This window comes from Bacillus sp. JJ1566 (assembly GCF_036962685.1).
Classification (GTDB): domain Bacteria; phylum Bacillota; class Bacilli; order Bacillales; family Bacillaceae_L; genus Ferdinandcohnia.
This window is the reverse complement of sequence record NZ_JBALOP010000023.1, coordinates 727-12,588: the sequence shown is the minus strand read 5'-3', so window position 1 is coordinate 12,588 and position 11,862 is coordinate 727. Positions and strand designations below refer to the sequence as shown.

Below are 11,862 nucleotides of genomic sequence, written 5' to 3'. Positions count from 1 at the left end.
GGACTGAAATGAATCATTCGTGCACAATTTTAAATGATTGTTAGCATTCCAATGGGGGGATTGTTGATTTGAATCAAAATAAAGAAAAAACTCTTGAAAATAAAGTAGCTCTCATTACTGGGGCGGCTAGTGGAATAGGTTTAGATTTAGCCCAAGCATTTGCTAATGAAGGTGCAAAAGTAGTAATTAGTGATCTGAATGAAGAAGCAGCAAAAGAAATTGCCAGGTCGATGCAGGATGATGGATTAGAAGTTGTGGGGGTTGGATGTGATGTAACCAAAGAGCAAGAAATCATATCTTCAATAAATCATACCATTAATACGTATGGAAGTATTGATATTTTAATTAATAATGCAGGGTTACAGCATGTATCTAATATTGAAGATTTTCCTACTGAACGCTACGAATTAATACTTAAGGTGATGCTAACAGGTCCATTTATTGCGACAAAGCATGTATTTCCTGTCATGAAAAAACAAGGATTTGGTCGAATCATAAATATCTCCTCTATTAATGGTTTAGTTGGTTTTGCTGGAAAGGCTGCGTACAATAGTGCGAAGCATGGAGTGAATGGTTTGACGAAGGTTGCTGCATTAGAAGGGGCAGAATACGGAATCACTGTTAATGCCATTTGTCCTGGGTATGTAGACACTCCGCTTGTGCGAAATCAATTAACAGACTTAGCAAAGACAAGAAATGTAGAGTTAGAAAATGTACTTGAAGAAGTCATTTATCCACTTGTACCACAGAAGCGCTTATTACATGTCGAAGAAATCTCTGATTACGCCGTTTTCTTAGCAACTGAAAAAGCAAAAGGAATTACTGGACAGGCGATTGTTATTGATGGTGGCTACACAGTCCAATAAGAAAAAGTGGTGATAAATGGTATTTTTCTTTCATCACATTGGTTTTAACTTGAGGTTTATTAAAAAGGGAGGGAATTAGTTTGAAAAAAACAGCTGTATTTTTTCTAGTGGGTTTTATGTTATTATTTACACTTTTAGTAGGATGTAGTCCAAAGATCGAAGAAACAGGTTCCACAGGAGATAGTGATTCTGGGGATTCTTCAGCTAAGGATACTTTTAACGTAGGTTTAGCTATTTCTATGACGGGTGGAACAGCTCTTTTTGGTGAAGGAGTAAAAAGGGGCGTGGAGCTAGCAATCAAAGAATTTAACGATGATGGTGGCTATGAAGGACAAAATGCAAATCTAGTACTCTATGATGATGAGGCTAAACCAGAAAAGTCTGTAGAGATTGTTCAAAAATTAATTAATCAAGATAAAATTGTAGCCCTAGTAGGACCTGCTAACTCTGGGAATGCCATGGCTCACATTCCATTTACTCAAGAGGCAAAAATACCTGAAGTTATACCAGTAGCTACAGGGACACAAATCACACAAGAGTATAAAGATGCTGATAAAAACTATATTTTCCGTGTGGCTCCTCTTGATGGGGTTCAAGTGTCCGCAATTTTAAAGGAGCTTATCGATAAACAAGGCCTTACGAAACTTGGTGTCATCCATGATACGGAAGGGTACGGGCAAGGTGGCAGGGAAGATATTGTTAAGCAAATGAAGGAAGTTTACAATATGGAACCGACCGCCATTTCAGCCTTTGATCCAAAGGAATTGAATCTTGAGCCTTCTATTCGTGATATGAATAATGCAGGGGTGGAGGCAGTTGTCTTCTACGGGCTTGCACCACAGTCCGCAAAGTTACTTGAAGCTCGTTTCAATGAAGGGTTGGATGCTCCTATTTACGCGACTTGGGCTACAGGTGACCCTACCGTTTTAAAGCTAGTTGGGGATCTAGTGAAGGAAGATTTATTTTTTGTACAGTCATATACGATTGATCAAAATGAAGCAGCAAAAAAATTCCATAAAAAAGTAGTGGAAACGTATGGGGAAGACGTGTTCCCTATTGCTACGGCACAAGGATATGACAGTGCAAAACTTATTTTAGATGCTATAAAAAAGGTTGGCTTAGATAGTGAGAAAATTCGTGATCAAATTGAATCATTTACGGACTTTGAAGGTGTAACAGCAATTAAACCAGCAGCTTTCACTAAAGATAACCATGAAGCATTTGGTATTGACGAAGTATTTATTGCCAGATATAACGACGATTTGCAAATTGTTGCAGCCGATTAAAAGAGTCTTAATTTTCTAACTGGTGAAAGGGCGAATCCAAATGAGGATTTCCCCTTTCACCATAGCTTGTTTAGCCTAACACAAGGGGGGCGTTTGCATTGGAATTATTGGATGTATTAAAAGCCATAATTAATGGGTTAGTGTACGGAAGCATTTATGCGATCATTGCCCAAGGATATTATATAACTTTCATCACAACTAAAACGATGAACTTTGGTCAAGGTGACTTTGTCATGCTTGGTTCACTTATAGGATTATCCACCTTTACGTCAATAACTGCTTCAGGTGGTGGTGTTTGGCTTGCCTTTATAGCATCATTACTGCTGGTTATCGTCGTACTAGGTATTTCTGGTTGGGCATTAGAACAAGTTGCCATCCGACCGTTAAAAAGTTGGCATTCCATTGGTTGGATTTTAAGTACTGTGGCCGTTGCAATGATAGTGAGAAATATAGCTATGCTTATATGGGGAAGAGATGTTTTGATGGCCCCGTCTCCATTTGGACGCGCTATTTTAGATATAGGGTTATTTAAAATCCGCTATCATGAAATATTTGTACTAGTTAGTGCTGCAGTTATTATGTTACTTTTATACGCCTTCTTAAAGAAATCATTATTTGGAAAGGCGCTTGAAGCAGTTGCTTTTAATAGAGAGGCTGCTTCATTAATGGGAATTAATCCCCGATTAATGGCCTCTATTGCTTTTATAATTGCAGGGATCTTAGCGGGAGTAGGTGGAGTTTTAGTCGGACCGATGGTACATCCAGGTGCATTTATTGGTCTTTTCCTGGGATTAAAAGCATTTGCGGTTGCAATTATTGGTGGTATTGAAAATCCACGTGGTATTTTTATCGGAGGACTTTTACTTGGTGTTTTAGAAAATCTCTTTACTTTATATAGTACATCCATGAAAGAAGCTGCTGCGTTCTTTTTAATACTTGTCATATTAGCAGTCCTTCCTCAAGGATTATTTGGAAAACGAGTAAAGGAGAAGTTTTAATATGATAAAAGCAAAATGGTGGATTTATCAAATTGTGATCCCACTCCTCCTCATATATGCGTTTCCATGGGTTTTTAACAATGCTCATACCATTCATGTTGCCCAGACATTTTTGATTACCTACATTGTCATCGTTGGGTTAAATCTACTTGTGGGTCTCTCCAATCAGCTTTCCTTAGGACATGTAGGATTTTATGCAATTGGAGCCTATTTATCCGTAATACTTACCATGAAAGTGGGATTGAATTTCTTCGTAAGTATAGTTATCGCTAGCTTAATAGCTGCCCTATTTGGGGCAATTGTAGCTCTTTTGTCGTTACGAGCGAAAGGTCCTTATCTAGCAATGGTCACAATAGCGTTCGGTGAATTGGTTAGTATTATAGCCAACCGCTGGGTAGATGTCACGGGCGGTCCTGCAGGAATCAGAAGTTCGGTGCCATCCCTATTTGGTCTTGAGCTTGGCCCAGTCCAATATATGTGGTTTATTGGCCTATTAGCAGTGATCATTACAGCAGGCGCAACGAATATCTTTAGAGGCCGTTTTGGAAGGACCTTTACTGCTTTTGGAAATAGTGAAGTTGCTTCAGAGGTGTTAGGGATTAATGTTCGCAATTGGAAAATACTAGCTTTTTCCGTTTCTGCCTTTTTAGCTGGTATAGGTGGAGGGCTGTTTGCTTTTCAAAATCAGTTTATTAGTAGTACAACGTTTGATTTGAATTTATCGATTATGTTCCTTATTGCGGTAATTATCGGAGGATCGGGAACTAAGATAGGTCCTATTATAGGTACGGCGATTATCGTTGGGTTACCGCAATTCCTTCACGACTTTGTCGATTATCACTTAATGATTTTTGGTGGAATATTATTAATCGCACTTATCCTTTTACCTGATGGTATCGTGGGTGCCTTCAACAATCTTACTTTCTTTAAAAAGTTTTCTAGTAAAAAAGTCAATACTAAATTAGGAATCTTACATGACGAGCGGAAGGCAACATTAGATTTACCTGAAGGGATAAATGGTAAGGTTTTAGAACTCCAAAATATTTCGATGCATTTTGGTGGATTAAAAGCGATTGACGAACTTGAAATAGAGGTTTTAGCTGGAACTGTTCATGGAATTATTGGTCCAAACGGTTCGGGTAAAAGCACTACAGTTAACATCCTAAGTGGGGTCTATATGCCAACTGGAGGAAGCATGCTTTGGAAAGGAAAGAACATAACAAAATATGCTCCCCATAGCATTGCGCAGGAAGGAATTACGAGAACATTCCAAAATCTACAGCTGTTTGAGGATCTGAGTGTTTTACAAAACGTCATGGTTGGTTTTCATCGTCACTTCAAAACAGGTTTCCTGAAAAACCTATTATATCTAGGTCAGGTATCGAAGGAAGAGCAATACTATGCGCAAAAAGCCTATGATTTATTACGAATTGTTGGCTTAGAAAAAAGGGCCCATGAAAAAGCATCTGACTTGCCATATGGAGAGCAGCGATTAGTTGAAATAGCAAGGGGGTTAGCTCTAAAACCAACTTTACTCATTTTAGATGAACCGGCAGCAGGGGCTAGTCCTAAAGAAATTGAAAAAATTATGGATGTGATCCAGCGTCTGAAGAAGGCAGGATTGTCTATTATCTTGGTTGAGCATCATATGGATATTGTCATGAATATTTGTGATTATATTACAGTATTAGATTTCGGTAAGAAAATTTGTGAGGGAAATCCACAAACGATTCAAAACGATCCAAGGGTAATTGATGCATATCTTGGGGGAGAAGAGGTGAATCAGCTTGTTGCAGGTACAAAATCTATCAGTTAGTTATGGTCATGCATCCGCTTTAAGCAATGTGTCAATGGAAGTAAATGAAGGTGAAATCGTTGCTGTTATCGGTCCCAATGGGGCTGGGAAAACCACTCTATTAAAAGCGATTACAGGGCTGATGAAGGTGAAGGAGGGGACGATCCGTTATAAGGATAATGTGATTAATGGTACGCCTGCCCATAAAATTTTAGGGTATGGTATATCTCATGTCCCTCAAGGTCGTCAGGTCTTTGGAGATCAGTCGGTAGAGGATAATCTAATTTTGGGTGCATTTACAATTAAAAAGGAAAAACAAAAAATTCAAGAGCTTATCGAAAGAGAGTACGAAAGATTTCCAAGACTAAAGGAGAGAAGAAGGCAGCATGCTGGTACATTAAGCGGTGGAGAGCAACAGATGCTAGCTGTATCAAGAGCACTCATGTCTGATCCTGATTTTGTTATTCTTGATGAGCCATCTATGGGTTTATCACCTATATTTGTAAAACAGATATTCGACACTCTGTTAGAGTTGAAGAAATCTGGAAAGACGGTAATGGTTGTCGAGCAATTAGCCATGGCTGCCTTAGCTATATCTGACCGTGCTTATGTTTTACAAGCAGGTGAGGTGAAGCTAAATGGAGAATCACGAGATTTATTAAGGGATGACAGTCTGGTAAAAACGTATTTAGGTTCAGCTTAAGCAACTTAAAAAAGAATCCCGGAATTCCGAGATTCTTTTTCTTCTATTTTTCTATTTATATCCCGCATTAACGGGCAGTAAGAACCCCAAGAGAGTTCAACTGCCCGTAAAAGCCCGATTGGTTCAACTAACCATCAATAAGGGATGAAGATAACCCTTATTGATGGAAGTTTCACTTTATGTTAAACTTTATTTAGACGTTTTTTGTTGACCTTATAAAAGAGTGCTGTTTGTGTGCTTTTTTATATGGTCTTTTTTTAATGGCCAGCTGCTGCACCATCATCTTTTCCATCTGCAGTTACCTTTAATAATGCTGCTGCTCCTTTTTCAACGTGGTTAAATTGATGAGTAACGATTGTATATGTTCCTTCTTTTATTACCGTGAATTCGACAACTGCGCCACCGCTTGCAGGAAGCATAACTGTTTGTAGTCCTTCCATATGATTGTATGGGTTACCGTCGATATACACGTCATCAAATATGGTTCCAACTACGTGGAAAGAGCTCACTTCATTTGGACCTACGTTATTAATGTAGAGTCTAACTTTGTCGCCCACTTTTGCAAGTAATGGTGTTTCTTTTAATGAGAAAGTATCACCATTTGTATTTAAGTCCCCTTCTTTAAGAGCCTTTGTTGAAAATACGACTTGGCTAGGTACACCGTTTGTCATGTCATCTAAATCATTGTATTTATACCATTCGTTTTGAATGAGAAGGTATTCTCTATCAATCTCATTATCTGTTGGGTAACCATCTTTCGGTTTTACAATAATGGTTCCGTGCATTCCGTTAGCAATATGTGATAACACAGGTTTTGTACCACAGTGATACATGAAAACTCCCGGTTTGTTTGCAGGATAAGAGAATGTTCCACTCTCGTCTGGCATAACATCAATGAAATCTTTTGACGGAGCTGCGTGTACAGCGTGGAAGTCCATGCTATGTGGGATAGCGGGATCCATGTTTTTAAGTGTAAAGTTAATTGTGTCACCTTCATTTACAACTACCACAGGTCCAGGTGCTTCACCATTAAAGGTCCAAGCCTTATACGTATAGCCTTTGTCAATTTCAATATCAGTAATTTGTGCAGTCATTTCAACGTTTACAACATTTTCTGAAACTCGTTCTACTTTTAATGGAACAGGTTCTTGGTTAAGATCTTTGTGTGGGGCGATGATATCCCCAGCTTTTGTTTCTGAAGCAGTTGTTTGTGCCTCAACCTTCTTTTCTAATGCTACGTCTTGCTTTCCACAACCAGCTACAATAATTGAAGTTCCAATCAAAGATGCGACTAACCATTTCATTTTCTTGTTCATAATTTTTACCCCCTTGAACTTGGTTATTAATTTGGTTATTGATTACTTTCTACACCTTTATCATATTAAGACGGGGGACCCCAAAGAGTGATATAAATCACGTTTTTGACGGTAATCTGTGTACGGTTTGTGAAATGGTGAACATATAAGCAACTTTCCAATAGTGATAAGGGTTTAAACGTCTTTTTTTTGCCCGTTTTGGACATTAATCCTTCACATCTTTTTGTTTGATTGAATATGTTTAGGTAACGAAAACTTGGGAATAATGGTGGAGGAAAAGCCCAAATTTCCTATTTTACTTGCAGTTCTTACACAAATTTTATACAATACTGAATATAATCAATAAAATGAAGCGTTGATGAGGAATAGTAATGTTCTATACACGTATTAGAGAGTTGACGGGTGGTGCAAGTCAATCGTTGATGAACATGAACTCGCCTTTGAGCAATAAGCATGAAATGCCAAGTGTAAACTAGTGCTTATCGTCAGATCCGCGTTAAGGATTAATGAAGTGAGTGCACAATTTGTCACTAATGTGGGTGGTACCGCGGGAAGAATACATATCCTCTCGTCCCTTTTTGGGATTAGAGGTTTTTTGTTTTATATTAGGTTTTTTAGGATTATTTAAGGAGGCAGTCTTATGAGTTTCAATCACCAACAGATCGAGAAAAAATGGCAGCAGTATTGGGAACAAAACAAAACATTTAAGACAACAGAAGACAAAGGAAAGCGTAAATTTTATGCGCTAGACATGTTTCCATACCCATCTGGTGCTGGACTACATGTAGGTCACCCAGAAGGCTATACGGCTACTGATATTTTGTCAAGAATGAAGAGAATGCAAGGGTACAACGTCCTGCATCCAATGGGATGGGATGCATTCGGATTACCAGCTGAGCAATATGCGTTAGATACTGGAAATGATCCAGCTGAATTTACAGAGAAAAATATCAATACCTTCCGTCGTCAAATTAAAGAACTTGGATTTTCATATGATTGGGACCGTGAAGTAAACACAACTGACCCAGCTTACTATAAATGGACACAATGGATTTTCACAAAGCTATTCGAAAAAGGATTGGCATATGTCGATGAAATTCCTGTAAACTGGTGCCCAGCATTAGGAACTGTACTTGCAAACGAAGAGGTTATCGATGGAAAAAGTGAACGTGGTGGCCATCCTGTCGAAAGACGCCCAATGAGGCAGTGGGTACTTAAAATCACAGCATATGCTGAGCGTTTACTTGAGGATTTAGAGGAACTTGATTGGCCAGAGAGCTTAAAAGAAATGCAACGCAACTGGATTGGTCGTTCTGAAGGAGCACATGTAACGTTTACGATTGATGGACATGATGATAGTTTCACTGTTTTCACAACGCGTCCGGATACTTTATTTGGTGCTACCTATGCCGTTCTTGCACCAGAGCACCCATTTGTTGATAAAATCACTACTCCTGAGCAAAAAGAAGCAGTTCATGCGTATTTAGAAAAAATTAAGAGTAAGAGTGATCTTGAGCGAACAGATTTAGCAAAAGAAAAAACAGGTGTATTTACAGGAGCTTATGCTATTAACCCTGTAAACCAAGAAAAAATGCCAATTTGGATTGCTGATTATGTCCTAATGAGCTATGGAACAGGTGCAATTATGGCAGTTCCAGCCCATGACGAGCGTGACTATGAATTTGCCGTGAAGTTTGAATTACCGATTAAAGAAGTAGTTGCTGGTGGAGATGTTTCTAAGGAAGCATATACCGGCGACGGTGAGCATGTAAATTCAGATTTCCTAAATGGTTTAAATAAAGAAGAAGCCATTACCAAAATGATTGCATGGCTTGAGGAAAAGAAGCTTGGTAAAAAGGAAATTACCTATAAGTTGCGTGACTGGTTATTTAGTCGCCAGCGTTATTGGGGTGAACCGATTCCAATCATTCAATGGGAAGATGGAACAATGACTACCGTTCCGGTGGAAGAGCTTCCACTTATGCTTCCAAAAACGAAGGAAATTAAACCTTCTGGAACAGGCGAATCACCACTTGCCAATATCACGGAATGGGTAAATGTGGTTGATGAGAAGACCGGTAAAAAAGGACGTCGTGAGACAAACACAATGCCACAATGGGCAGGTAGCTGCTGGTACTATTTACGTTATATTGATCCACATAATGATCAAGCCTTGGCAGACCCAGAAAAATTAAAGGAATGGTTACCGGTTGATATTTATATCGGTGGTGCTGAGCATGCAGTGCTTCACTTGCTATATGCAAGATTCTGGCACAAGGTTCTTTATGATATTGGCGTTGTTACAACCAAAGAACCATTCCAAAAGCTTTTCAACCAAGGGATGATTCTTGGCGAAGGTAATGAAAAAATGAGCAAGTCAAAAGGAAATGTTGTCAATCCTGACGACATCATTGAATCTCATGGAGCAGATACTCTTCGTTTATATGAAATGTTCATGGGACCATTAGATGCTTCTATCGCTTGGTCAACAAATGGCCTTGATGGTTCTCGTCGTTTCCTTGATCGAATTTGGCGTTTACTTATCGATGACAATGGAAACATTTCACCAAAAGTAAAAGCCGATTCAAATGATACTTCACTTGAGCGTGTGTATCACCAAACAGTTAAAAAGGTGACAGAGGATTACGAAGCCTTACACTTTAACACTGCGATTTCACAATTGATGGTATTCATTAATGATGCATACAAAGCTTCTGAAATGCCAAAGTCATTCATTGAAGGTTTTGTAAAACTTCTTTCTCCAGTTGCGCCACATCTCGCTGAAGAGCTTTGGGAGAAGCTTGGTAATTCAGGAACGATTGCTTATGAATCATGGCCAGCATTTGATGAAGCAAAATTAGTGGAATCTGAAATTGAGATTGTGATTCAAGTGAATGGAAAAGTCAAAGCGAAGCTTCATGTTCCTGCAGATGCTACAAAAGAAGTGCTTGAACAAATAGCAATGGGTGCAGACCCAATCAAGGAACAAATCGAAGGTAAAACAGTACGTAAAGTAATTGCGGTACCAGGAAAGCTTGTCAATATTGTAGCGAATTAATAAAAATAGCCCCTCACATTTTGTGGGGGCTATTTTTTATGTTAGTAATTCCAACTATTTTTGGAATACTGTCACTATCCCGCCAATACTGTCACTATCCCAGGAATACTGTCACTATCCCAGGAATACTGTCACTATCCCAGGAATACTGTCACTATTTTAAAAATACGGTCACTAGCAAAAAAACTTAATTGGAATCTTTCCTTCACAAAAATAGGGTACCCCTTTGGAGTACCCTAAAAAATCAATCAACCATTTCAGATTGTAGATAATGATAAATAAGCTTTGTTGTAGTTTCGATAGAATCCTTATGTGTACGTTCAAATGCATGAGAAGAGTCAATTCCAGGACCGATTAACCCGTGGATGATATCATGACCAGAACGAATCGCTGCAGATGCATCTGACCCATAGTAAGGATAGATGTCTAGCTTATAGCCAATCTCATGCTTTTCAGCAAGCTGGACAAGTTTTTTACGGAAAGCATAATGATATGGACCGCTTGCATCCTTTACACAAATGGAAACCGTATATTCATCTGTTGATTGACCATCACCCATTGCTCCCATATCCACTGCTAAATATTCCACCGTTTCAGGAGTTATATTGGAGTTTCCGCCATAGCCGATTTCCTCATTATTTGAAATAAGAAAATGGGTTGTATATGGAAGCTCAATGTTCTCATCTTTGATTTGTTTAATCAATTGAAGCAGAATGCCAACACTTGCTTTGTCATCTAGATGACGGGATTTGATAAAGCCGTTAGGTGTGACCTCAACTCGAGGATCAAAGGAAACAAAGTCACCAACCTCAATTCCAAGCGCTCGAACCTCATCGGCATTTTTTACTTTTTCATCGATACGGACTTCCATGTTTTCTTGGTTGCGCTCTGCTTTTCCTGCATCCTTGTAAACATGTACGGATTGCTGATGCATCAGGATTGTACCAGTATAAAATTTACCGGTAGATGTCTCGATTCGGCAATACTCCCCTTCAATCGAGTTATATTTAAATCCACCAATTAAATCAAGCTTTAATCGACCACTTGGTTTAATTTCTTTTACAATCGCGCCTAACGTGTCCACATGGGCTGTTAGCATTCGATGTTTTTGTGTGTCTTTTCCAGGAAGGGTAGCAATAAGCCCACCTTTGCGATTTCTGTATGTATCCACATTTACTTCTGCAAGAAGCTTTTCTACATATGTAATCACTTCATTTGTGTTTCCAGATGGACTCGGAATTGAAACTAATTCTTTAATCAGCTGAATGGTTTCATCGGTATTCGGATAAGTCAACTTCTTTTCCCCCTTGGTTTTAAACTAGTTATAGCATACTCCTTTTTATAGAGAAATTCTAGTTTTGAAAAACATGGAAATTAGCGTTTTGGAAAATTGTATTGTGTATTTTGTCTTTGCTATAATGGTCGAGACGGACGTGAAAGGATGGGACCAAATGATTGAAGAAATCACAACAGAAGAATTGAAACAAAAGCTTGAGAATGGTGAAAAATTAGAGCTTGTCGATGTTCGTGAAGATGAAGAAGTAGCAGGGGGTATGATTCCTGGTGCGAAGCATATAAAAATGATGGAAATTCCAAATAACCTTGATTATTTTGACAAAGACACAGAATACATCATTATTTGCCGGTCTGGTGGTAGAAGCTTCAATGTCTGCGCATATTTAGATGACCAAGGCTATAAAGTCCGCAACATGGTCGGTGGAATGATGAATTGGACAGGTGAAACGAAGTAAAGAATTGCAAGGCTCCGAAAAATAGACAAAAAGCGTGAATTCTCATAAGAATTCACGCTTTTTCTTTGTTTGAAAGTTACTAAAACAAT

Annotated in this window: 9 protein-coding genes and 1 other annotated feature; of the genes, 7 read left to right on the top strand and 2 right to left on the bottom strand. The window is 38.7% G+C overall.

The window, feature by feature from the left end; genetic code table 11:
• Nucleotides 1–68 precede the first annotated feature (68 nt).
• The 5 genes from V7112_RS10175 to V7112_RS10155 all read left to right on the top strand — a co-directional run bounded on the left by V7112_RS10175 (nt 69) and on the right by V7112_RS10155 (nt 5,648).
• Nucleotides 69–866 carry a 3-hydroxybutyrate dehydrogenase gene (locus V7112_RS10175; protein WP_335418623.1) on the top strand — a complete coding sequence of 266 codons (798 nt, stop codon included), beginning with the start codon at nt 69–71 and terminating at the stop codon, nt 864–866.
• Nucleotides 867–946: 80 nt separating this feature from the next.
• Entirely contained in the window at nt 947–2,152 is a 1,206-nt protein-coding gene (locus tag V7112_RS10170) for an ABC transporter substrate-binding protein (RefSeq protein ID WP_335418621.1), read from the top strand.
• Between the two features lie 98 nt (nt 2,153–2,250).
• Nucleotides 2,251–3,150, top strand: a complete 900-nt coding sequence (locus tag V7112_RS10165) for a branched-chain amino acid ABC transporter permease (protein ID WP_335418618.1) — start codon at nt 2,251–2,253, stop codon at nt 3,148–3,150.
• A gap of 1 nt (nt 3,151) precedes the next feature.
• Complete coding sequence (locus V7112_RS10160; protein WP_335418615.1) at nt 3,152–4,966, top strand: branched-chain amino acid ABC transporter ATP-binding protein/permease; 1,815 nt, start codon at nt 3,152–3,154, stop codon at nt 4,964–4,966.
• Nucleotides 4,938–5,648 carry an ABC transporter ATP-binding protein gene (locus V7112_RS10155; protein ID WP_335418612.1) on the top strand — a complete coding sequence of 237 codons (711 nt, stop codon included), beginning with the start codon at nt 4,938–4,940 and terminating at the stop codon, nt 5,646–5,648. The genes V7112_RS10160 and V7112_RS10155 overlap by 29 nt, the downstream gene beginning before the upstream one ends.
• A gap of 257 nt (nt 5,649–5,905) precedes the next feature.
• Here V7112_RS10155 and V7112_RS10150 read toward each other — a convergent pair whose 3' ends face one another.
• Nucleotides 5,906–6,964: a multicopper oxidase domain-containing protein gene (locus tag V7112_RS10150; protein WP_335418609.1), complete on the bottom strand. Its 1,059-nt coding sequence runs from the start codon at nt 6,962–6,964 to the stop codon at nt 5,906–5,908.
• Nucleotides 6,965–7,310: 346 nt separating this feature from the next.
• Nucleotides 7,311–7,543: a binding site (T-box leader), on the top strand.
• Between the two features lie 61 nt (nt 7,544–7,604).
• Between V7112_RS10150 and leuS the strand changes: the two genes are divergently transcribed.
• The gene (gene leuS / locus V7112_RS10145; protein ID WP_335418606.1) at nt 7,605–10,022 is read left to right on the top strand and encodes a leucine--tRNA ligase; all 2,418 of its coding nucleotides are present in this window, start codon (nt 7,605–7,607) and stop codon (nt 10,020–10,022) included.
• Between the two features lie 244 nt (nt 10,023–10,266).
• Here leuS and V7112_RS10140 read toward each other — a convergent pair whose 3' ends face one another.
• Nucleotides 10,267–11,316, bottom strand: coding sequence for a M42 family metallopeptidase (locus V7112_RS10140; protein WP_335418603.1), 1,050 nt, complete (start codon nt 11,314–11,316; stop codon nt 10,267–10,269).
• A gap of 157 nt (nt 11,317–11,473) precedes the next feature.
• On the opposite strand from V7112_RS10140, the gene V7112_RS10135 reads away from it, so the two are divergent.
• The gene (locus V7112_RS10135; protein WP_335418600.1) at nt 11,474–11,773 is read left to right on the top strand and encodes a rhodanese-like domain-containing protein; all 300 of its coding nucleotides are present in this window, start codon (nt 11,474–11,476) and stop codon (nt 11,771–11,773) included.
• Nucleotides 11,774–11,862: the final 89 nt, after the last annotated feature.